The sequence below is a fragment of the Micromonospora sp. WMMB235 genome (genome assembly GCF_001855515.1).
Classification (GTDB): Bacteria; Actinomycetota; Actinomycetes; order Mycobacteriales; family Micromonosporaceae; genus Micromonospora; species Micromonospora aurantiaca.
Genome location: NZ_MDRX01000001.1, coordinates 1,926,831 through 1,951,015 on the forward strand (window position 1 = coordinate 1,926,831; position 24,185 = coordinate 1,951,015).

Genomic DNA, 24,185 nt, shown 5'->3' on the forward strand with positions numbered 1-24,185 from the left:
TGATCACCTGTCGCTAAGGGGCAAGCGGCGGACTCGGGCTCAGGATCGGCCGAACTTCTGATCGATGAAGTCGAACAGCTCGTCGTCCGAGGCGTCATCGAGGGCCTGGCTGACGTCGTCGGGCCGGGCGGTGGCGTCGCTCCACCGGGTGACCAGCGTCCGGAGGCGGACCGCCACGGCGGTACGCGTCTCGTCGTCGGCGGCCAGCCGCTCCAGCTCTTCCGGCGCGGTCGCGGCGAACGCGGCCTCCAGCCGGTCCAGCTCGGCGAGCAGGCCCGGTTCGGGCTTCGGCGGGACGGCGTCGACCAGCAGGAAGTCGGCGAGGGCGGCGGGCGTGGGGCAGTCGAAGATCAGGCTCGCCGGCAGCCGGATGCCGGTGAGGGCGGTCAGCCGGTTGCGCAGCTCCACGGCCGTCAACGAGTCGAAGCCGAGACCGGTGAACGTCTGCCCGGACGGTACGACGGTGGCCGGCGGGTAGCCGAGCACCTCGATGACCTGCGCCTTGACCAGTTCCTCCACCAGCCGGCCGCGTTCAGCCTCGGGCGTGCCGGCGAGGCGCTGCGCGAAGGACGGACCGCCGTCGCCGCCGCCCTCGACGACGCGCCGCCGGGCCCGGACCAGGCCGCGCAGCGGCGACGGGAGCTGGCCGGCGTCGGCCTGGCGGCGCAGCGCGGCGAGGTCGAGCAGCGCCGGCACCAGGTGAGGGCGTCCACCGTGCAGGCCGGCGTCGAAGAGGCGCAGCGCCTGGCCGGTGTCGAGCGGGCTGAGGCCGTTGCGGCTCATCCGCTGCCGCTGGGCGGCGTCGAGTGCGCCCGTCATGCCGCTGTCCGCGGCCCAGAGGCCCCAGGCCAGGGACGTGGCGGCGAGGCCGGAGGCGTGCCGGTGCCCGGCGAGGCCGTCGAGGAACGCGTTCGCGGCGGCGTAGTTGCCCTGCCCGGGGCCGCCGAGGACGCCGGCGACCGACGAGAAGAGGACGAACATCGCCAGCGGCCGCGATCGGGTCAGCTCGTGCAGGTGCCAGGCGGCGTCGGCCTTGGCGGAGAGGACGGCTGACAGCCGGCCGGGGGTCAGCGCCGAGATCACCGCGTCGTCGAGGACGCCGGCGGCGTGCACCACGCCGGTGAGCGGGTGCTCGGCGGGAACGTCGTCCAGCACCGCGGCCAGGCGGTCCCGGTCCGCCACGTCGGCGGCGACCAGGCGGGCCTGCGCACCCAGCGCGGTCAGCTCGGCGAGCAGCTCCGCGGCGCCGGGGGCGTCGGTTCCGCGGCGGCTGACCAGCAGCAGATGGCGCACCTTGTGCGTACTGACCAGGTGCCGGGCCAGCAGACCGCCGAGGGCGCCGGTGGCTCCGGTGACCAGGACCGTCCCGTCGGGGTCGAGGCCGGCGGCCGGGGCCGGGTCGAGGACGGCTGGCGCGAGCCGGGGCGTCAGGACCTGCTCGTCCCGGACCGCCAGTTGGGGTTCGCCGGTGGCGACCGCACGGGCCACCAGGTCCACCGTGCAGGACTCCGGCTGCCGCGCCTCGTCGAGGTCCACGAGCACGAAGCGGTCGGGGTGCTCGGCCTGGGCCGAACGCAGCAGGCCCCAGACCGCCGCGCCGGGCAGGTCGCCCGCACGGCAGGTGTCGCCGGCGGAGACGGCCCCGCGGGTCAGCACGACCAGCCGCCGCGCCGCCAGCCGGTCGTCGGCGAGCCAGCCCTGGACGGCGGTCAGCACTGCGGTGAGCCGGCTGCGCGTCGCGGCGGGGACCGGGGCGTGCTCGTCGTCGGCGTACGCGGCGAGCAGCACCAGTTCGGGGTCGATCCGGCCGGAGTCGACCGCCTCCGCCAGCTCGGCGAGCCTGTACCTGGCGATCTCGGACAGGTCGGACGGTGCGTCGCCGAGGAGCACCACCCGGACGGTCGCCGGGGTGCCCGGCCGCACGCTCTGCCAGCTGACGGCGTACAGCGAGTCGGCGGCGGAGTCACCGGCGCGCACCTGGTCGGCGGTGACGGGGCGAGAGACCAGGGACTCTATCCGGGCGACGGGTGCGCCGGCCGGGTCGGTCAGGGTCAGGGTCACGCCGCCGCCGCTGCGCCGGGCGCGTACCCGCAGCGCGGTCGCGCCGACCGCCGAGAGGGTGACGCCGGTCCAGGCGAAGGGCAGGCGTACGCCGGAGGCATCCTCCCCGTCGGAGTCGAGCAGACCGACGATGTGCAGCGCCGCGTCCAGCAGGGCGGGATGCAGGCCGAAGCCGGCGACCTCGGTGCCGTCGGGCACCGCCACCTCGGCGCACAACTCGTCGTCGGTGCGCCAGACGGCGCGCAGGCCACGGAAGAGCGGACCGTACTCGACGCCCAGACGGGACAGTTCGGTGTAGATGCCGTCGACCGCGACGGCGGTGGCGGCGCTGGGCGGCCACGGCGCCGGATCGGACCTGTCGGGCTGCGGTACGGCCGGGGCGAGGATGCCCGCCGCGTGACGGTCCCACTCGCCATCCGCGTCGGCGGCGGCTCGGGAGTGGATGGTGACCGTCCGGCGACCGTCCTCGTCCACCGCGCCCAGCTTCACCTGCACCGCCCTGGTGCCGTCCTCGGCGAGCGCCAGCGGAGCCTGGAGGGTCAGCTCGTCGAGGGTGTCGCAGCCGACCTGCGCGCCCGCGTGCAGGACCATCTCGACCAGGGCGGCGCCGGGCACCACCACCGAGTCCCAGACGACATGTTCGGCGAGCCACGGGTGTGTCAGTACGGAGAGTTCGGTGCCGAAGACCCGTACGTCGTCGTCGGCCACGCGTACGGCGGCGTCGAGCAGCGTGTGGTCGACGGGGCGGACGCCGAGCCCGGGCGCCGCCTCAGCCCCCGTAGTGGTGTTGAGCCAGTAGCGCTGATGGTCGAAGGCGTACGTGGGCAGGGCGATGGTGCGGGGACGTGCCCCGGCCGCCCGCTCAGGGCCGGACCCGTCGAGGGCGGTGAGGTATCCGGTCCAGTCGACGTGGCCGCCGGTGACGTACCACTCGGCGAGGGCGGCGCGCAGCGTGTCGGCCTCGGAATGGCCGGCACGCATCGTGGCGACGTACCGCACGTCGCCGGCCGCCTCCACACAGTCCTGCGCCATGGCGGTGAGTACGGCGTCGGGGCCGATCTCGAGGAACTGCACGACGTCCTGCTGGTGGAGCGTGCGCACCGCGTCGGCGAACCGCACGGGCTGGCGTACGTGCCGGACCCAGTAGCCCGGGTCGGTGAGCTCGTCCGCCTCCGCCACCGCGCCCGTCACGTTCGACACGACCGGCACCCGCGGCACCCGCCAATCCAACCCGGACACCACCGACCGGAACTCATCCGACATCGGATCCATCAACCGCGAATGAAACGCGTGACTGACCGACAACTCCTTGACCCGCCAACCCCGCTCACGCGAGGCCGCCACCACCGAAGCGACCTCGCCGGCGGCACCCGACACCACCACCGACGCCGGACCGTTCACCGCCGCGATATCCACGCCCACACCGATCACGCCGATCAGCTCACCAACCGACTCCTCCGACGCGCCCACCGCCGCCATCACACCGCCGCTGGGCAGGGCCTGCATCAACCGGCCCCGCGCCGCCACCAGCACACACGCATCCGCGAGGGAGAGCATCCCCGCCACATACGCGGCCGTCACCTCACCGATCGAATGACCCGCCAGATAGTCCGCCCGCACACCCCACGACGCGAGCAACTCCCACAACGCCACCTCGACCGCGAACAGACCAGCCTGCGCAAAGACGGTCTGATCCACCAGGGCAGCCGCATCCGACCCCGCCTGCGCGAACACCACATCCCGCAACGCACGCGGCAACACACCATCGAACCGGACGCACACCTCGTCGAACGCCGCCGCGAACACCGGAAACGTCTCGTACAGCTCCCGGCCCATGCCCACGCGCTGCGAACCCTGACCCGTGAACAACACCGCCCGACGACCCGCCGACACCACACCCGCCGACCGGCCCTCGGCCACCGCCGACAGACCAGCAACCAACTCGTCCACCGACGAACCCCACACCACCGCGCGATGTTCCAACGCCGCCCGCGACGTCACCAACGACCACGACACATCCAGCGGCGACACATCCGACTCACGCACGAACGACGCCAACCGCGACGCCTGACCCGACAGACCCCGTTCCGAACGCCCCGACACCATCCACGGCACCGGCAACCCGACCGGCGCCACCCCGCCCTCGAGGTCGGCCCCGGCTTCAGCCTCCGGCTGCTCCAGGATCACGTGCGCGTTCGTCCCCGAGATACCGAACGACGACACACCCGCCCGCCGAGGACGGCCAACACCCGGCCACTGCCGCGACTCGGTCACCAACTCCACCGCACCCGACGACCAGTCCACATGCGACGACGGCGCATCCACGTGCAAAGACGCCGGCACCACCCCATGCCGCATCGCCAAAATCATCTTGATGATGCCGGCCACCCCGGCGGCGGCCTGCGTGTGACCGATGTTCGACTTCACCGATCCCAGCAACAACGGCACATCCCGACCCTGCCCGTACGTCGCCAGCAACGCCTGCGCCTCGATCGGATCACCCAACGTCGTACCCGTACCGTGCGCCTCCACCACGTCGACGTCCGCCACACCCAACCCCGCGTTGGCGAGCGCCTGCCGGATCACCCGCTGCTGCGACGGACCATTCGGCGCCGTCAACCCGTTCGACGCACCATCCTGATTCACCGCCGTGCCCCGCACCACCGCCAACACCCGACGCCCCTCACGCCGCGCATCCGACAACCGCTGCACCAACAACATCCCGACACCCTCGGCGAGCGCTGTGCCGTCCGCCGCGTCGGCGAACGCCCGGCACCGGGCCACCGGGGACAGGTTTCCCTGCCTGGTGAAATCGATGAACACCGCAGGGGTGGGCATGACCGTGACGCCGCCGGCCAGCGCGAGATCGCACTCCCCCGACCGCAGCGCCTGCACCGCCAGATGCAACGCCACCAGCGACGACGAACACGCCGTGTCCACGGTCACCGCCGGACCCTCGAACCCGAACGAATACGCCACCCGGCCCGAGGCGATGCTGCCCGCGTTGCCGAGACCGAGGTAGTCCTCCACGCCCGCCGGCGGGGTCTGCGGCGGATGCGCGTACCCGCTGTGGGTCATGCCGGCGAAGACCCCGGCCCGGGCGTTCTTCAGGCTGGTGGGGTCGATTCCCGCCGACTCGACGGCCTCCCACGAGGTCTCCAGCAGCAGCCGCTGCTGCGGGTCCATGGCGAGCGCCTCACGCGGCGAGACCTCGAACAGCCGGGAGTCGAACTCGGCGGCGTCGGCCACGAATCCGCCCTCGCGGACCGAGGAGGTGCCCGGCCGGGACCGCTCCGGGTCGTAGAGCGCGTTGAGGTCCCAGCCACGGTCGGTGGGGAAGGAGGCGATCGCGTCTCCGCCGGACGAGACGAGGTCCCACAGTTCCTCGGCCGTGCGCACCCCGCCGGGGAACCGGCAGCCGATACCGACGATCGCGATGGGCTGCTGCGCGTCGGCCTCGACGTCCCGGAGCCGTTGCCGGGTCCGCCGCAGGTCGGCGGTGACTCTCTTGAGGTACTCCCGGAGCTTCTCTTCGGTGTCCATCATCCCAGCCCATCGCGATTCACGGCGGAGACTCGACGTAAGCGACGGTACGAATGCGCAGAGTTCTCAGGCGACACCTGTATCTGTCGTTCGGCTCGCTCGGCCGAGAGCCACGCAGATCCCCATCTGCCGGGAGAAGTTATTGGTTACGCGCGAGCGCGGACAACCCCTAACCAGGCAACCGACCAGCTAGGGGTGTCCGGTCCCGACCCGCCGCACTAGCGTCGCCTCGACCGGGTCCACGCCCGATCCGGTCGGCAACCGCAGCCGCCGGAAGGACCACCAGAGGATGACCACGCCAGAGACCGACAACGGCTTGTGGGTGCGACGCTTCCACCCCGCCCCGGGCGGCGCGAGGCGCCTGGTGTGCCTGCCCCACGCCGGCGGGTCGGCAAGCTTCTACTTCCCGGTGTCCCGCGGTCTCTCCCCCGCGGTGGAGGTGCTGTCGATCCAGTACCCGGGGCGGCAGGACCGGCGCCACGAGAAGTGCATCGGCGACATCCACGACCTCGCGCGCGAGGTGTTCACCGTGCTGCGGCCCTGGCGGGACGAGCCGCTGGCCATCTTCGGGCACAGCATGGGGGCCAGCCTCGGCTTCGAACTCGCCCGGCTCATCGAGCAGGACGGCGGCAGCGTCGCGCATCTGTTCGCGTCCGGGCGCCGGGCGCCGTCGAAGTCACGGCACGAGACGGTGCACCTGCTCGACGACGAGGGGCTGCTGGCCGACGTCCGGAAGCTGAGCGGCACCAACTCCGCCGTCCTCGGGGACCCGGAGATGCTGCGCGCCGCGTTGCCGGCGATCCGCAACGACTACCGGGCCGCCGAGCGGTACACCTACCGGCCGGGGCCGCCGCTGAGCTGCCCGATCACCGTCCTCACCGGCGACGACGACCCGAAGACGACTGTCGACGAGGCTCGGGCGTGGTCGGACCACACCACTGGAGCGTTCGACCTGAAGGTCTACCCGGGCGGGCACTTCTTCCTGGCCGAGCACCAGCCGGCGATCCTGCGGGCCGTCTCGGCAACCCTGAGCGCGGCACCGGCGGTCTGATCTCACGCCGACGGGGGCCCGTCCACCGGTCGTGACGACCGGTGGACGGGCCCCTCGGTACGCGCTGTCACCGCTTGTGGCCGACCGCGATCACGTAGTCGAGCTGCGCCAGCTCACGCTTCATGAGGTCCTGGTTCTTCCAGTGGGCCGCCATGCTCTTGCGGACGGCCGGCTTGACGACGGCCCGGAACGCGGGGTCATTGGTCCGCTCGGCCATGTACGCCCGCCAGCCCTCCCACGTCCGGTCCTTGATCGAGCGGACCTCCGGGTTGGCGAAGCCGGCCTCGACCAGCTCCTGCCGGTACGTGTCCCGGTCGTGCCAGTTCTCCTTGGGAATGCTGAACTTGACGAAACTCAGCGGGCCGGACTGGATGGCCGCGCGGACGACGTCGCCGCTGACCGGGATGATGTCGGCAGTGGCGAGCACGCCGCCCGGGCGCAGCACCCGCAGCGCCTCGGCGAAGAACGCACTGCGCGGGTAGAAGTGGAAGGCGGACTCCAGGGCGACGACCCGGTCGAAGGTGTTGTCCTCGAAGGGCAGTTCGGTGGCGCTGCCGAGCCGGAAGTCAGTCCGGTCGGCGAGCCCCTCCTCCTGCGCCCGGCGCTGCGCCGCCTCGACGTGGTGCGGGGTGATGTTCAGGCCGTACACCTTGGCGACCTGGCGCTCGCGCAGCCACTTGAAGTCCTGGTCCCCGTAGCCGAAGCCGACGTCGAGCACGGTGTCGTCCGGCTTGAGCCCGGCGGCGTCGGCCAGCTTGTCGGCCAGCGCGTCGGCGGCCGTGTCGATGTCGGTGACCCCGTCGGACCAGTAGCCCACGTTCATGTAGTGGGTACGGCGGGCCGCGAACTCCACGTCGGGTGACTGGATCTCGTAGAAGCGCCGGACCCGGGTGATGGGGTCGGCGGTGAAGACCGTGCGGATCGCCCGGCCGGCGATCTTCAGGTTCTCGAACATGTCGGTTCCTTCCGGTGGGTGGATGCCGATCAGCCGCGCCGGATCTGCCGGCGCAGATCCTCGACGAGCGCGGGCACAGCGGCCGGGTCGGCGGCGGTGCCGAAGACGTAGAAGTCGGGCCGGACGAGGACCGCCACCGCGTCGTACCGCTTGAGGTGGGCCAGGTACACGTCGTCGAGGTCGAAGGCGGTCGGCGCGGCGCCGGATCCGGGTGCGGGCGCACCGGCGGGAACGATCCGGACGACCCGCGCGCCGAGCGCGTTCAGGAAGGCCCGGGCGCCGGCGTCGAGCAGGTCGTCGGGGTCCTCGGCGCAGAGCAGGACGAAGCCGGTGCCGACGACCTCGTCGAAGAGCCCGGCGCGGCCGTCGACCTCGACGCGACCCTGCGGCATCGGGGCGCCGGCGGCCTCGCAGCCGCTGTGCCGGACCCCGCCGGACAGGGGCTCCAGCAGGGACCGGGTGCGCGGGCGGGCGGTACGCCGGCGCAGCTCGGCGAGCATCGCGGCGTCGCGGCCGGCCGCGGCGGCGCGGTCGGTCTCGCAGATCACCGTGCCCGAGTCGATGGACATCCGGATGGCGTGCTGCACGTGCGCGCAGCGCTCCTCCTGGTAGGTGTCCAGCAGAGCCTCGTCGGCGAGGCCGCGGTGCACCAGGTCGAGCTTCCAGGCGAGGTTGAGGGCGTCGCGGAAGCCCGAACTCATCCCCTGCCCCATGAACGGCGGCATCACGTGCGCCGCGTCGCCGGCGAGCAGGATCCGCCCGGAACGCCAGCGCTCGGCCGAGCATGCCTGGGTCGTGTAGACGCCGTACCGCTCCAGGGTGGCGTTGTCCGGGGTGATGTCGAAGAGGCCGAGCAGCCGCCACACACTCTCGGCGCTCTCGAACTCCTCCCGGCTCTCCCCCGGCACCCGCATGAACTCCCACCGCCGGTGCCCCGGGCCGGCCGACACGGCCGTGCGGGGCCGCGCCGGGTCGCAGACCTGCAGGTTGTTCGGCTTGAACTCGCGGGCCTCGTGCGGGACCACGTCGCAGACCAGCCAGTCGTACGTGAAGCCGAGGTCGGTGACGCCGCTGCCCAGGTGATCCCGCACGAAGCTGTTGGCCCCGTCGCAGCCGATGACCCAGCGGGCCGCGCGGACCTCCTCGCCGTCCGGGCCGGCGATGGTCACCTCGACCCCGTCGTCGTGCTCGACCAGGCCCGTCACCTGGTACGGGCGCAGCACCGTGACACCCGGCAACTCCGCGCCCCGCTCGGCGAGCAGCGCCTCCAGTCCCGGCTGGTAGAAGGAGACCGAGTCGGGCCAGCCCATCGGCCCGTCGCCGGTGACCTTGACGTGCAGCAGGGTCCGGCCGAAGCCGTTCTTGAAGGTGTACTCGCCCGACGACTCCACCACCGGGCCGAGGCGGTCGGCGACGCCGGCGGCGGCCAGGACACGGCTCGCCTCCCCGTCGTACGACACCGCGCGGGGGAAGTTGTACGGGGTGGCCCACCGCTCGACCGCCGTGACGGTGAGCCCTCGCTGCGCCAGCAGGATCGTGAGCATCTCACCGACGGGGCCGTAGCCCACGATCAGGACGTCGGTCGTCAGCATCGGTATCGGTTCCTCGGGGGTCGGTCGGACACGGGGTCGGCTTGTGGCGTGCGGGGCGGCCGGACGGCCATCAGATACCGAGTTCGGAGTCGATGAGGTCGAACAGGTCGTCGTCGCTGGCCAGTTCGAGGTCGAGGTCGGGATCGCCGCCCGAGCCGGCGCGCATCGTCCGCCACTTGGCGATCAGCACCTCCAGGCGGGATCCGATCTGGTCGTGCAGCTCCGGTTCCACAGTGGCCTCGGTCAGCGAGCGCTCCAGGTTCTCCAGGTCCGCGAGGACCGGCGGGACCGCCGGTCCGGTGTCCGGCGCCAGCTCGGACACCAGGTACGTGGCCAGCTCGTTAGGGTCCGGGTAGTCGAAGATCAGCGTGGCCGGCAGGCGAAGGCCGGTGGCCGTGGTCAGCCGGTTGCGCAGCTCGACGGCGGTCAGCGAGTCGAAGCCGATCTGACTGAACGCCCGGCCCGGGGCCACCGCCGCCCGGCTGCCGTGCCCGAGCACGCTCGCCGCCTGCTCGCGTACCAGGTCGACCACCAGGGTGTGGCGCTCAGGCCCGTCGAGCGCCGCCAGCTGGTCGGCGAGCGTACGCCCGCCGCCGGTCGGGGTGGCCGCCCGCGCGGTCGGCCGTTCCCGGCGCAGCAGCCCACGCAGCAGCGCCGGTGGCCGCTCGACCCGCTCGCCGAGCGCGGCGACGTCGATCCTCGTCGGCACCAGCACCGGCTCGGCCAGCCGCAGGCCCGCGTCGAACAGGGCCATCCCCAGCTCGGACGGGATGGCGAGCTGCCCGTCGCGGGCGGTGATCCGGGGATCGGTGCGGTCCAGCTTGGCGGTCATCTCACTGGCCTGCTCCCACAGCCCCCAGGCGAACGACCGGCCCGGCAGCCCCTCGGCGCGGCGGGCCAGGGCGAGCGCGTCGAGGAACGCGTTCGCCGCGGCGTAGTTCGCCTGACCGGGTACGCCGAAGACGCCGGCGCCGGAGGAGAAGAGCACGAACCCGGCGAGGTCGAGGTGACGGGTGAGCTCGTGCAGGTGCCACGCGGCGTCGAGCTTCGGCGCGAAGACCGTGTCGACGCGCTGCGGGGTGAGGGCGGTGACCACCCCGTCGTCGAGCACTCCGGCGAGGTGCACGACGGCGGTCAGCGGGTGCCGATCCGGTACCGCCGCCAGCACCCCGGCGAGGTCGTCCCGGTCGGACACGTCGGCTGCCACCACCGTGGCCTCGGCACCCAGGGCCCGCAGCTCGTCGACCGCCTCGGCCGCACCGGGGGCCCGCTCGCCGCGGCGGCTGACCAGCAGCAGCCGCCGAACGCCGTGCGTCTCGACCAGCCGCCGGGCGACCAGCCGGCCCAGGGTTCCGGTACCTCCGGTCAGCAGCACCGTGCCGTCGGGATCCCACTTTCGGGGCATGGTGAGCACCACCTTGCCGACGTGCCGGGCCTGGCTGACGTGCCGGAACGCCTCCGGTGCCTGGCGGACGTCCCACACCTGGGTGGGCAGCGGGGTGAGTACCCCGCGTTCGAAGAGCTCCAGCAGCACGACGAGCATGCGCTGCACCTCGTCGGGCTCCTCCAAGGTCAGGTCGAAGGCGGTGTAGGCCACCCCCGGGTGGTCGGCGGCGACGCGGTCGGCATCGCGGATGTCGGTCTTGCCCATCTCGACGAACCGCCCGCCGCGCGGCAGCAGCCGCAGCGAGGCGTCGACGAACTCGCGGGCCAGCGAGTCCAGGACGACGTCGACACCCCGGCCGCCGGTGGTGGCGGCGAAGCGGGTCTCGAAGTCGAGGGTCCGGGACGAGGCCAGGTGTTCGTCGTCGAGACCGAGCGCGCGCAGGGCGCCCCACTTGGCGGGACTGGCGGTGGCGTACACCTCGGCCCCGAGGTGGCGGGCGAGCTGCACGGCGGCCATGCCGACGCCACCGGCCGCCGCGTGCACCAGCACCGACTCGCCGCGGGTGAGCCCGGCCAGGTTGACCAGCCCGTGGTAGGCGGTCAGGAAGACCACCGGCACGGAGGCGGCCTCCACATACGACCAGCCGACCGGCATCGGGGCCAGCAGGCGGCGGTCGGTGACCGCGACGGGCCCGAAGCAGCCCACGAAGACCCCGAACACGTGGTCGCCGGGCCGCAGGTCGGTCACCTCGGCGCCCACCTCGACGACCTCGCCGGCACCCTCGCCGCCGAGCGGTCCCGCGTCGCCAGGGTAGAGGCCGAGTGCGTTGAGCACGTCGCGGAAGTTGAGGCCGGCGGCACGGACGCGTACCCGGACCTCGCGGGGGCCGAGCGCGGCGTCGGCGGCGTCGGTGGCGACCAGAGTGAGGTTCTCCAGGCTGCCCCGCACCGGCGCGTCCAGCCGCCACGCGGCGGCGGGTGGTGCGGGCAGCTCACCGGCCGACCCGGCCCGCGCCAACCGCGGCACGTACGCCGCGCCGACCCGGATCGCGGCCTGCGGCTCGTCCGCCGCCAGCAGGGCGGCCACCTCATCGGGGCCGATCCCGTCGTGGTCGACGTCGACGACGACGATCTGGCCCGGGTTCTCCGACTGGGCGGAGCGCACCAGACCCCACGCCGCCGCGGCGGCCGGGTCGGTCACCTCGCCGGCGTGGTGCACGGCCACCGCGCCCCGGGTCACCAGCAGCAGCCGCGACGCCGCCCAGCGGGGCTCGGTGAGCCAACGCCGGACCAGGTCGAGGGCCTGTACGGCGGCATGGCGTGCCGCGCGGGCGGCGGGCTGCGCGGGGTCCGCGTCGAGCGGCACGAGCACCGCCGCGGGCAGAGCCAGGCCCGCGTCCACGGCGTCGGCGAGCCCGTCCAACCCGTGGTGCAGCGGGAACCCGTCCAGGCCGGGGGCGACGGCCACGGCGTCGACCGGAGTGGCCGACTCGACGGGCGGCAGCGGCGTCCAGTCGACGCGGAACAGGGCGTCGCGGGTGGCGCGATCGTCGGCGACGGCCAGTTCGGTGGCGGAGATCGGGCGCATCGTCAGGGCGGCCACCTCGGCCACCGGGGCGCCGGTCGGATCGGCGACGGTCAGCGCGATGGCGTGCGGCGCGACCCGGTTCAGCCGTACCCGCAGGGCGGTCGCCCCGGTGGCGTGCAGGCTCACGCCGCTCCAGGCGAACGGCAGCAGGAGCTGGCCGGCCCCGGCCCCGGCGAGCCCGCCGAAGTGCGCGGCGTGCAGGGCGGCGTCGAGCAGGGCGGGATGCAGGCCGTACCGGTCGGCGTCGACCCGCTGGGCCGCCGGCAGCTCCACCTCGGCGTAGACCTCATCGCCGCTGGTCCACACCGCGCGCAGGCCCTGGAACGCCGGCCCGTACTCGTACCCGTCGGCTTCCAGGCCGGCGTAGAAGCCGGTCAGGTCCACGGGCCGGGTGTCGGGCGGCGGCCAGACGGTGAGCTGCGGAGACACCGCGGGCTGATCGGCGCGGAGGGTGGCGCTGGCGTGCCGGGTCCACGGCTGTCCCGCCGGCGCGTCGGCGGGCCGGGAGTGCACGGTCACCGGGCGGCGTCCGTCGCCGGCGCCCGCGCCGACCGCCACCTGCACCTGCGTCGCTCCGCCGGCGGGCAGGGTCAGCGGCGCCTCGATGACCATCTCGTCGAGGAACGGGTGGCCGACCTCGTCGCCGGCGCGCAGGCAGAACTCCACCAGGCCGGTGCCGGGCACCAGCACGCTGCCGGTGACCCGGTGATCGGCCAGCCACGGCTGCGCGTCGGCCGACAGCCGCCCGGTGAACAGGTGGCCCCTCGTCTCGGCCAGCACGACCGACGCGCCGAGCAGCGGATGACCGGCGGTGTCCAGACCGGCGGCGCCGACGTCGCCGGGGCCGGAGATCGGCCGGGGCCAGTAGCGGCGGTGGGCGAACGCGTAGGTGGGCAGGTCGACGCGCCGGCCGCCGGCCAGTGCGGGCCGCCAGTCCACCGCGACCCCGGACACGTGGAGCTGGGCCAGGGAGAGCAGGAACCGCTCAAGGCCGCCCTGGTCGCGTTGCACCGAGCCGACCACCACGGCATCGCCGTCGTGGTCGGCGAGGGTCTCCTCGACGCCGACGGTGAGCACCGGGTGGGGGCTGCACTCGACGTACGCGTCGTGGCCCTCGGCGGCCAGCGAGCGGATCGCCCGTTCCAGCTCGACGGGCCGGCGCAGGTTGCGGTACCAGTAGTCGGGCCCCATCTCCTCGCCGTCGAGCCAGCGCAGGTCGGTGGTGGAGAACAGCGGCACGGCGGCCGGACCGGGGGTGATGCCGGCCAGCACCTCGGCCAGCTCGTCGCGGATGCGTTCCACCTGGGCGGAGTGGGAGGCGTAGTCGACGGCGATCCGACGCACCCGGGTCTGCTCGCCGGCCAACTCGGCGAGCAGTTCCTCGACCGCCTCCGGCTCGCCGGACACCACGACGGCGGCCGGTCCGTTCACGGCGGCGACCGAGATCCGCTCGCCGAAACGGGCGATCCGGTCGCGGACCGTGTCGGCGGGCAGCGCGACGGAGGCCATCGCCCCGTGCCCGGCCAGAGCCCGCAGCGCGCGGCTGCGCAGCGCCACCACCCGGGCCGCGTCGGGCAGGGACAGCACCCCCGCGACGCAGGCGGCGGCGATCTCGCCCTGGGAGTGGCCGACCACGGCGGCCGGCTGCACACCGTACGAGCGCCACAGCTCGGCCAGCGACACCATCATCGCGAACAGCGCGGGCTGCACCACGTCGACCTCGTCGAGGCCGGGCGCGCCGGGCGCCTGGCGCAGCACGTCCACCAGCGACCAGTCCAGGTACGGTCGCAGCGCCGCGTCGCAGGCCGCCATGCGTTCGGCGAACACGGGGGCCTGGTCGAGCAGGTCCAACCCCATGCCGAGCCACTGTGCGCCCTGCCCGGGGAAGACGAAGACGCAGCGGCCCGCGGGACGGGCCTCGCCGCGCGTGACCGCCGGGTCGGGCCGGCCCTCGACGAGCGCGTCGAGGGCGTCGGCGGCCCGCTGCGCCGAAGCGGCGACCAGCACCGCGCGGGAGTCGAAGGTGCCTCGGGTGGTGGCCAGCGACCAGGCCACGTCGAGGGGCCGCCGGCCGGGCCGGGCGGCGAGGTGCGCCCGCAGCCGGCGCGCCTGGCCGATGAGCGCCTGCGGGGTACGCGCCGACAGCAGCCACGGCAGCGCGCGCTCCTGCGGCGGCTCGGATCCGGCGGCCTCCGGCGGCGCCTCGGCGACCGACTCGACGATCACGTGGGCATTGGTGCCGCTGATGCCGAACGACGAGACGCCGGCGCGCACCGGCCGGTCCGCCGCCGGCCACGGGCGGGCCTCGGTGAGCAGCTGCACCGCTCCCGAGTCCCAGTCGATCCGCGAGCTGCGGCGCTCGGCGTGCAGGGTGCGCGGCAGGACGCCGTGACGCATCGCCATGACCATCTTGAGCACGCCGGCGACGCCGGCCGCGGCCTGGGTGTGCCCGAGGTTGGACTTGACCGAGCCGAGCAGCACCGGCGCGGCGCCGGCCGGGCGCTGCCCGTACGTGGCGAGGATCGCCTCGGCCTCGATGGGGTCGCCGAGCGACGTGCCGGTGCCGTGGGCCTCCACCACGTCCACCTCGGCGGCGGTCAGCCCGGCGGCGGCGAGCGCGGCCCGGATGACCCGCTCCTGGGACGGCCCGTTCGGAGCGGTCAGCCCGTTGGACGCGCCGTCGGAGTTGACCGCCGAGCCGCGTACGACGGCCAGGACCGGGTGGCCCCGGCGGCGGGCGTCGGAGAGCCGCTCGACCACCAGCATCCCCACGCCCTCGGACATGCCGAAGCCGTCGGCGTCCTCGGCGAACGCCTTGCACCGCCCGTCGGCGGCGAGACCCCGCTGGCGGCTGAAACCGGTCAGCCCGGCCGGGGTGGCCATCACGGACACGCCACCGGCCAGCGCCAGGTCGCAGTCGCCCTGGCGCAGCGCCTGCACGGCCAGGTGCAGCGCCACCAGGGAGGCGGAGCAGGCGGTGTCCACGGTGATGGCTGGTCCCTCCAGCCCGAGCGCGTAGGCGACCCGGCCGGAGAGGACGCTGCCGGCGGTGCCGGTGAGCAGGTGCCCCTCGTCGGCGGTGACCTCGCCGTCGTCGGAGACGACGCCGGGGGCGACCCGGCCGGCGTAGTCCTGCCCGTGGGTGCCGGCGAAGACACCGGTCCGGCTGCCCCGCAGGGTGGCCGGGTCGATGCCGCCGCGCTCCAGCGCCTCCCAGGAGGTCTCCAGCAGCAGCCGGTGTTGCGGGTCCATGGCGAGGGCCTCGCGGGGGCTGATGCCGAAGAACTCGGCGTCGAAGTCGGCGATGCCGGTGAGGAACCCGCCGGAACGCACGTACGACCGGCCGGGCGTGCCGGGCACCGGGTCGTAGAGGTCGGCCAGCGGCCAGCCCCGGTCGTCGGGCAGGTCGCCGATGACGTCGGCGCCCGCGTCGAGCAGCCGCCACAGCTCCTCCGGGGAGCCGATACCGCCAGGGAAACGGCAGGCCATCGCGACGACGGCGACCGGCTCGTCCAGGGCGACGGTGCTCGCGTCGGTGACCCCGGTGGCCGCGGTGCCGAGCAGCCGGGCGTGCAGGTGCGCGGCGAGCAGCTCGGGAGTGGGGTGGTTGAACACTGCGTGCGGGGCGAGCCGGACGCCGGTGACGGCGGTGAGCCGGTTGCTCAGCTCCACGGCCATCAGCGAGTCGAAGCCGAGGTCCTTGAACGGGCGGCGCGGCTCGACCTGCTCGGGGCCGGCGTGCCCGACCACTGTGGCGCACCGGGTACGGACGAGGTCCAGCAGCAGCTCGGCGCGCTCGGGCTCGGCGAGTTCGGCCAGCCGGTCGGCGAAGCCCTTCGCGGCGGCGGGCGCGGAGGCGGCGTTGACCGCCCGGCGGGGCGGCGGGGGCAGCAGTGCCCGCAGCAGGGCGGGCACCTCGCCGGAGGTCCGTACGGCAGCCAGGTCGAGCCCGATCGGTACGAGCGCCGGCCGGTCCACGTCCAGGGCGGCGTCGAACAGCGCCAGTCCGGCAGCCGTGTCGAGGGGGCGGGTGCCGCCGCGGGCGAGCCGGGCCAGGTCGGCCGGGCTGAGCCGGCCCGCCATCCCGTCCCGGGCGGCCCACAGCCCCCAGGCCAGGGCGCTGCCCGGCAGGCCCTGGGCACGGCGGTGCGCGGCGAGCGCGTCGAGGAACGCGTTGCCGGCGGCGTAGTTGCCCTGGCCGGGGCTGCCGAAGGTGGCGGCGGCCGAGGAGAAGAGCACGAACGCGGCCAGGTCGAGGCCGGCGGTGAGTTCGTGCAGGTGCCAGGCACCGTGCACCTTGGAGCGCAGAGCCCGTGCCCAGCGGGCGGGGTCGAGGTCGGTGATCAGGGCGTCATCGGTGGCCCCGGCTGCGTGCACGACGGCGACGAGCCGGCCGGCCAGTGGGGCGATCACCTCGGCGAGCGCCGCCCGGTCGGCGACGTCGGCCGCGACCACCCGGACTGTGACGCCGGCGTCGGTCAGTGCTGTCGTCCAGTCGCCGGACCGGCCGCTGCGGCTGACGAGCACCAGTTCGGTGACGCCGTGCGCAGTGGCGAGGTGGGTGGCGACCTGCCGGCCGACCCCGCCGGTGCCGCCGGTGACGAGTACGGTGCCACCGGCCAGGGCCGCCCGCGGCGTACCGGCCGGGGTCTGCGCCACGGGGCGGAGGCGGGGCAGCAGCGCACGCCCGTCGCGGACGGCCACCTCGGGTTCGTCCTCGGCGGCGGCCAGCGCCGAGCGGACGGCGGCGTCGTCGGTGGTGTCGAGGCTGAGCAGGAGGAAGCGGTCGGGTTGCTCGGCCTGGGCGACGCGGAGCAGCCCGGCCACCGGGGCGTGCACCGGGTCGCCGTCGCGCAGGGCGAGGGCCAGGCGGGTGGTCTCCGCGCGGGGGTCGGCCAGCCAGGTCTGGAGGACGCCCAGCACGGCGAGGCTCACGGCGTGCGCCCGGTCGGGCACCGGCCGGCCCGGCTCGCCGTCGCCGACCCGCAGCACGAGCAGCGGCGGCAACGGCCCGTCCGGGGGCGTGTCGTCGGCGATCGTCCAGGAGGGCGCCGGGGTCGCCGGGAACGCCGCGGGCAGCCAGTCGACGACATACAGTCCGGCGGGGGTGGCCGCCGTCGTCGGCGGGCCGGCGGGCGGCAGGTCCACCGCCCGCAGCACCACCCGGTCGGCATCGAGCACGGGCCTGCCCGCGTCGTCGACGGCGCTCAGCGTCACCGCGTCCGCCCCGCCGGGGGCCAGGCAGACACGCAGCGCGTGCGCTCCGACGGCGTGGCGGCGCACGCCCGCCCACTCGGTGGGCAGCAGCCGAGCGGTGGGCCCGGCGTCGGCGACGGGCGCGAAGTCGGCGAGCGGGAGCAGGCGCAGCGCCGCCTCCAGCACCAGCGGGTGCACGCCGTACCGCTCGGCGTCCGGGTCGCGGGCGTCCTCCGGCAGGCGTACGTCGACGAAGAGCCGGTCGGCGGTGACCCAGGCGCCCCGGACCAGCTCCCCGGCCAGCGCGCGGTGCTGTGGTGCGCTCAGATCCACCGGCCGGGCCCCGGTGGGCGGCCAGACGGGGGCGAAGGCGCCCCGACCGCTCCCCGGGTCGACGGGCGCGAGCACGGCCTCGGCGACCGCACGCCAGGGCAGCCCCTCGCCGGCCCGGACGTGGCAGTGCGCCACCCGGTGTCCGTGCCCGTCCGGCGCGCCGACACCGATCTGCACGTCGAGGGTCGCCTCGGTGGGCAGCGGCACCGGCTCGGGGACGTGCAGCCGCCGCACGCTCGGGGCGCCGAGCTGGTCGCCGAGGTGGGCGAACATGTCCAGCAGGGCGGAGGCGGGCAGCAGCGGGGCCGTGCCGTCGCCGGGTGCGGCCAGCCACGGTGAGGTGGCCGTTGACACCTGCCCGGTGCAGACCACCTGCGCGGTGCCGGCGACCGCCAGCAGCCCGCCGAGCAGGGGGTGCCCGACGTCGGCCAGCCCGGCGCCGCCGGGACCGCCGACACCGGTGGGAGCGGGCAGCCAGTAGTGCCGGCGCTGGAAGGCGTACGTGGGCAGGTCGACGCGGCGGTGCGGGCCGGGGCCGGCGAGGACGGCACGGTCCACGGCGACGCCCCGCACGTACAGCCGCGCCACGGCGGCGAGCAGCGCCTCGGCCTCCCCGGCGGTGCCCCGTACGGCGGGGACGAAGGCCAGTTCGTCGGCCTCGGCGACGAGGCAGTCCTGGGCCATGGCGGTGAGTACGCCGGCCGGGCCGATCTCCAGGAAGGTGGTGACGCCTTGCCCGTGCAGGGCCCGTACCCCGTCGTGGAAGCGGACGGTGCCCCGCACGTGCGCCACCCAGTGCTCGGGCGAGCAGAGCCGGGCCGGGTCGACGGGGTGACCGGTCAGGTTGGACACCACCGGCAGGTGCGGGGTGCGGTACGTGAGGCCGGCGGCCACCGCGCGGAACTCGTCGAGCATCGGGTCCATGCGCGGCGAGTGGAACGCGTGCGACACCCGCAGCCGGCTGGTGCGGCGCCCGGCCGCGCGCAGCGTGTCCGCGACGGCCAGCACCGCGTCGGTGTCGCCGGAGAGGACGACGCTGGTGGGGCCGTTGACGGCGGCCAGGCCCACCCGGTCGGTGAGGTACGCGGCGACCTCGGCCTCGTCGGCCTCGACGGCGACCATCGCGCCCCCGGCGGGCAGCTGCTGCATCAGCCGGGCACGGGCGGCGACCAGCGCCGCCGCGTCGGCGAGGGAGAACACCCCGGCGACGTGCGCGGCGGCCAGCTCGCCGACGGAGTGGCCGAGCACCGCATCGGGGCTCACCCCCCAGGACTCCAGGAGGCGGTAGAGCGCCACCTCGAAGGCGAACAGCCCGGGCTGGGTGTACAGGGTCTCGTCGAGCAGGCCGGCCGGTTCGGTGCCCTCGGCGGCGAGGACGACGTCCGCGACGGGGTACGGGGCGTGGCCGGCCAGGCAGCGATCGAGTTCGGCGCAGGCGGCGTCGAAGGCGGTGGCGAAGACGGGGTACGCCGTGCACAGCTCGCGGCCCATGCCGGGGCGCTGGCCGCCCTGCCCGCCGAAGAGCAGGCCGAGTCGGCCGTCGACGACCCGGCCGGTCGACACGCTCGGCAGGTCCGGGTCCGGGCCGCTGCGGGCCAGCGCACCGAGCCCTGTCCGGGCGGACTCCGCGTCGCCGACCAGCACCACGGCCCGGTGTTCGAGGGCCGCGCGCGTGGTGGCGAGGGCGTGCCCGACGTCGACCGGGTCGGCGTGCGCCCCCGGCCCGTCGAACCACGCCAGCAAACGGGCCGCCTGACCACGCAGCGCCTCGTCGGAGGCCGCCGAGAGCAGCCACGGCACGGGCGGCCGGACGGTGCCGGGCGACGGCGGCCCGGCGGCGTCCTCGGCGGTGGCCGGCGGGTCGGCGGGCGCCTCGACGATGACGTGCGCGTTGGTGCCGCTGATGCCGAACGACGAGATACCGGCTCGGCGGGGTCGGCGTACCTCGGGCCACGAGCGGGCCTCGGTGAGCACCTCGACCGCGCCGGCCGACCAGTCCACCTCGGACGTCGGGGCGTCCACGTGCAGGGTGCGCGGCAGCGTCCCGTGCCGCATGGCGAGCACCATCTTGATCACCCCGGCGGCACCGGCGGCGGCCTGGGTGTGGCCGAGGTTGGACTTCAGCGAGCCCAGCCGCAGCGGTTCCGCGTCGCCGCGTCCCACTCCGTACGTGGCGAGCAGCGCCTGGGCCTCGATGGGGTCGCCGAGCGACGTGCCGGTGCCGTGGGCCTCGACCACGTCCACGTCGGCGGCGGAGAGCCCGGCCGCCTCCAGCGCCCGGCGGATGACCCGCTCCTGGGCGGGCCCGTTGGGGGCGGTCAGCCCGTTGGACGCGCCGTCGGAGTTGACGGCGGAGCCCCGCAGCACGGCGAGGACGGGGTGCCCGTGCCGGCGGGCGTCGGAGAGCCGTTCCAGCAGCAGCACCGCGACGCCCTCGGACCAGCCGGTGCCGTCGGCGCCGTCGGCGAACGCCTTGCACCGGCCGTCCGGGGCGAGCCCGCGCTGCCGGCTGAACTCCACGAACGCCTGCGGGGTGCCCATCACCGCCACGCCGCCGGCCACGGCGAGGGAGCAGTCCCCGGCGCGCAGCGCCTGGGCCGCCAGGTGCAGCGCCACCAGCGACGAGGAGCACGCCGTGTCGACGGTGACCGCCGGCCCCTCCAGCCCCAGCGCGTAGGCGACCCGGCCGGAGACGACGCTGCCGGCGGTGCCGACGCCGAGGTAGCCCTCGGTGCCGGGCGGCGCCTGGCGCAGGTTCGCGGCGTAGTCGTGGTGCATGACGCCGGTGAAGACGCCCGTGGCGCTGCCACGCAGCGAGGTGGGGTCGATGCCGGCCCGCTCGAACAGCTCCCAGGCGGTCTCCAGCAGCAGCCGCTGCTGCGGGTCCATGGCGAGCGCCTCGCGCGGGCTGATCGCGAACAGGGTGGCGTCGAACTCCGCGGCGCCGGTGAGGAAGCCACCGACCCGGGCGTACGAGGTGCCGGGGCGGTCGGGGTCGTCGGAGAAGAGGTTCGCCAGGTCCCAGCCCCGGTCCGTGGGGAACTCCGTGAGTCCTTCCCGGCCCTGGTCGACCAGATCCCACAGCTCCTCGGGGGAGGCGACGCCGCCGGGGAGCCGGCAGGCCATGGCCACGACGACCACCGGGTCGTCCCCCGTGGACGGCACCGCCGCCGGGTCCGTCGTGGGAGCGGCCTGCGCGGCGGCACCCCGCAGGCGGGCGGCGAGGTGCCGGGCGAGGGCCTGCGGGCTGGGCCGGTCGAACGCGACAGTGGCCGAGAGCCGTACCCCGGTGGCCCGGGCCAGCCGGTCGCGCAGGGCGACCGCGGCGACCGAGGTGAAGCCGAGTTCCTTGAACGCGCGGCCGGGGCGGACCGCGGCCGGGCCGGGCAGCCCGGCCACCTGGGCGGTGGCGGTGCGGACCAGGTCGAGCAGGAGCCGGTCCCCCTCGGCGGTGGTGAGCCCGGCCAGCCGGCGGCGCAGCTCGGCGGCGTCCCGGTCGTCCGTGGCGTCGCCGGGCTCCGCGACGGGCCCACGCCAGGCCGGGTGGGCGGCGTCGACGTGGCCCGCCGGGCGGGCGAGCACGACCAGGTCGTTGCCGTCGTGGGCCACGTCGAACGCGGCGAGGTCGGCGCGCACGGCCGCCGGCACGGTGCCCGCTCCGGGTCCGGTCGCCGCCGGGACGCCGGGCAACGACCCGCCCTCGGCGGGCCCGGTCGTGCCGACGAGCCGGGCCGGATGACCGGCGGCCCGACGGCGGGCGACCAGGGCGTGCAGGGCCCCGACGGCCGAGGCGGCCCGCTCCCGGCCCGCGGCGCCCAGCAGCAGGGCGGACGGCACGAGGACGGTGAACGTCGCCCACGGGTGCCGGCTCGCCGAGTCCAGCGTCGCGGCGAGCCGGAGCAGCCGGGCGGCGCCCTCGACGTCGGCCAGGTCGTCGCCGCACGGGCCGAGGAAGACCGCGCCGAACGCCTCGTCGCCCACCCGCTCGGCGGGCAGCACGACGGCTTCCGCACCGGTGGCGGTGAGTTCGGCGGCCAGGTCCGCCACGGCCGGGGCGGGCGTCGCGCCGGTGGACAGCAGCCGCAGCCGGCGGACGCGGTGCGCGGCGACGAGGTGCCGGGCCAGCGCGGCGCCGGTCGGTCCGTCGGCACCGGTGACCAGCACCGGGCGCTCCGGGTCGGCCACGGTCGCCGGCCGTGCCGGCGCGGTCGCCGGGGCGGGCACGAGGGCCGCGTGCCGGGCTGCCCCGCCCCGCAGGGCGACCTGCGCGGCACCAGCGTCCACGACGGCGGGCAGCAGGGCGAGCGAGCGGGCCGAAGCGTCGTGGTCGACCAGCACGATCCGGTCCGGGTATGCGGCCTGCAGGCTGCGCCCGACCGCCCAGACGGCACCGGCCGCCGGATCCGGCCCGGCCCACCCGGCGGCGTCGCCTGCCCCGGTGGCCGCGTCGCCGGACAGGCCGTGCGCGCCGGGCCGGGTCGCCCCGTCGCTGGCCGGGCCGGTCAAGAGCACCAGCCGGGTGCCGGCGAAGCCGTCGTCGTCGAGCCAGCCACGCAGCCGGCCGGCGAGATCCGCCGCGTCGGCGTCGGCCGGCCCGGCCAGCAGCACCGTCACGTCGGGGGCGTCGGGGGCCGCCCGCAGGGTGACCAGGTCCCGGTGGGCCCGGAACCGCTCCCCCGGCGACGCCGCGCGCAGCGGCTCCACCAGCGGCTCGCTCCCGGCGCCGACAAGCGCCCAGCGGCGGGCCGGGCCGGCGGCGTCCTGCGCGGCCGCCGGAACGGGTGCCGCCACCTGCGGTACGGCGGCCAGGTCCAGCGGTCGCCAGGCGAGCAGGCTGAGCGCCTCGTGGTGGCTGCCGTTGACCGCCCGCAGCCGCGCCGGCCCGTCGGACAGGAGCCGGCGGGTGACCTTGCCGGACGGGGTGCGGGGCACCTGCCCGATCTCGTACAGCGCTTCGGGAACCTTGTGGTAGCTGAGCCTCTCCCGGCAGGCTGCGAACCCCGCGGCGGGGTCGAAGCCCTCCGGCCCCGGCACCACGAACGCCACCGGCACCTCGCCGAGCACCTCATGCGGCCGGCCGGTCACCGCCACGTCGGCGACGCCGGGCACCGCGCGCAGCACCTCCTCCACCTCGGCCGGGTGGATCTTCTCCCCGCCCCGGATGATCAGCTCCTGGTGGCGGCCGGTGACGAAGATGTTGCCGTCGGCGTCGCGGCGGGCCAGGTCGCCGGTGCGGTACCAGCCGTCGCGCAGGGCGGCGGCGGTGACCGCCGGCAGGTTGTGGTAGCCGAGCATGACGCTCGGACCGCTGACCCAGACCTCCCCCTCGGCGCCGGTCGGCACGTCCAGACCCGTCTGCGGGCTGACCAGGCGCACCTCGACGCCAGGCACCGCGCGCCCACAGGAGCCCTCGACCCGGGGCAGCTCCGGCCGGGTGACGGCGATCGAGCCGCAGGTCTCCGTGCTGCCGTACGCGTCGAGCAGCGGCGCGTCGAAGACCTCGTCGAACGCCCGCCGCAGCGCGCCGGTGGTGATCGCCCCGCCGACCAGGCAGACCCGCAGGGCCGGGGCGCGGAAGCCGGTCTCCCGGGCGGCGGTGACCAGGTGGTGGTACATGGCCGGCACACCGGCGAGCACTGTGGCCTCGTCCTCGTCGACCGCGCGCAGCACGTCGTCGGCGGAGAAGCCGTCGATGAGCCGGGCCGTGGCCCCGACCGCCGTCACGCTGAGCACGCACCCGATGTGGGAGAGGCTGTGGAACAGCGGCAGTGGCCAGACCACCCGGTCGGCGGCGGTGAGCCCGGGGATCGGCACGTAGCAGGCGGCGACCGACCAGAGGCAGGTGCGCTGGGTGGAGAGCACACCCTTGGGCCGGCCGGTGGTGCCGGAGGTGTAGAGCATCCAGGCCACCTCGTCGAGGCCCAGGTCGTCGCGGGCGCCCACGGCCGGCTCGGTATCGACCAGGTCGCGCCAGGCGACGACCTCGTCCGGAACCAGGCTGTCCCCGGTGACCACGATCCGCAGGGCCGGCCGGGAGGTACGCAGCCGCAGCATCTGGTCGAGGTGGCGCGGGTCGGTGACCACCAGCACCGCACCGGAGTCGTCCAGCAGATGGGCCAGTTCCGCGTCGGTGCTGTGCGGGTTCACCGGCACGCCGACAGCGGCGGCCCGCGTGACGGCCAGCCAGGTCTCCACCGTCTCCACGCGGTTGCCGAGGCAGAAGGCCACCCGGTCGCCCCGGGCGACCCCGGCCGCCGCCAGGTGACCGGCCAGCCGACGGGTCCGCGCCGCCAGGTCGGCGTATCCGACCGCCCGGCGGTCGTCGCGGAATGCGACCTTGTTCCCCAACCTGGCGGCGTGCGCCTCGATCAGATCGGACAACGGCTGGATCAGGTCGCTCCGAAGCATGTCACCACATCCATCCGTCGGCGAGACTCCTCATCCGCGGCGTAGACCTCGCTCGCCGTAGCGGCCCAAGTC

The 24,185-nt window shown here is 75.3% G+C and carries 4 protein-coding genes and 1 pseudogene; 1 reads left to right on the forward strand and 4 read right to left on the reverse strand.

The window, feature by feature from the left end; all coding sequences use genetic code 11:
* Positions 1–39: 39 nt before the first annotated feature.
* Positions 40–5,607: pseudogene (locus tag BFV98_RS07730) on the reverse strand (type I polyketide synthase); the annotation flags it as partial.
* A 286-nt stretch (positions 5,608–5,893) separates the two neighbouring features.
* On the opposite strand from BFV98_RS07730, the gene BFV98_RS07735 reads away from it, so the two are divergent.
* Positions 5,894–6,655 (forward strand): thioesterase II family protein, encoded by a 762-nt coding sequence (locus BFV98_RS07735; protein WP_013477282.1) that lies wholly within the window; start codon positions 5,894–5,896, stop codon positions 6,653–6,655.
* 67 nt (positions 6,656–6,722) lie between these two features.
* Here BFV98_RS07735 and BFV98_RS07740 read toward each other — a convergent pair whose 3' ends face one another.
* From BFV98_RS07740 to BFV98_RS07750, 3 genes are all read right to left on the reverse strand, one after another.
* Positions 6,723–7,610, reverse strand: a complete 888-nt coding sequence (locus BFV98_RS07740; protein ID WP_013285627.1) for a class I SAM-dependent methyltransferase — start codon at positions 7,608–7,610, stop codon at positions 6,723–6,725.
* 29 nt (positions 7,611–7,639) lie between these two features.
* Positions 7,640–9,202: a bifunctional 3-(3-hydroxy-phenyl)propionate/3-hydroxycinnamic acid hydroxylase gene (locus tag BFV98_RS07745; RefSeq protein ID WP_071095647.1), complete on the reverse strand. Its 1,563-nt coding sequence runs from the start codon at positions 9,200–9,202 to the stop codon at positions 7,640–7,642.
* Positions 9,203–9,272: 70 nt separating this feature from the next.
* Positions 9,273–24,113, reverse strand: coding sequence for a type I polyketide synthase (locus tag BFV98_RS07750; RefSeq protein ID WP_071095649.1), 14,841 nt, complete (start codon positions 24,111–24,113; stop codon positions 9,273–9,275).
* Positions 24,114–24,185 lie beyond the last annotated feature (72 nt).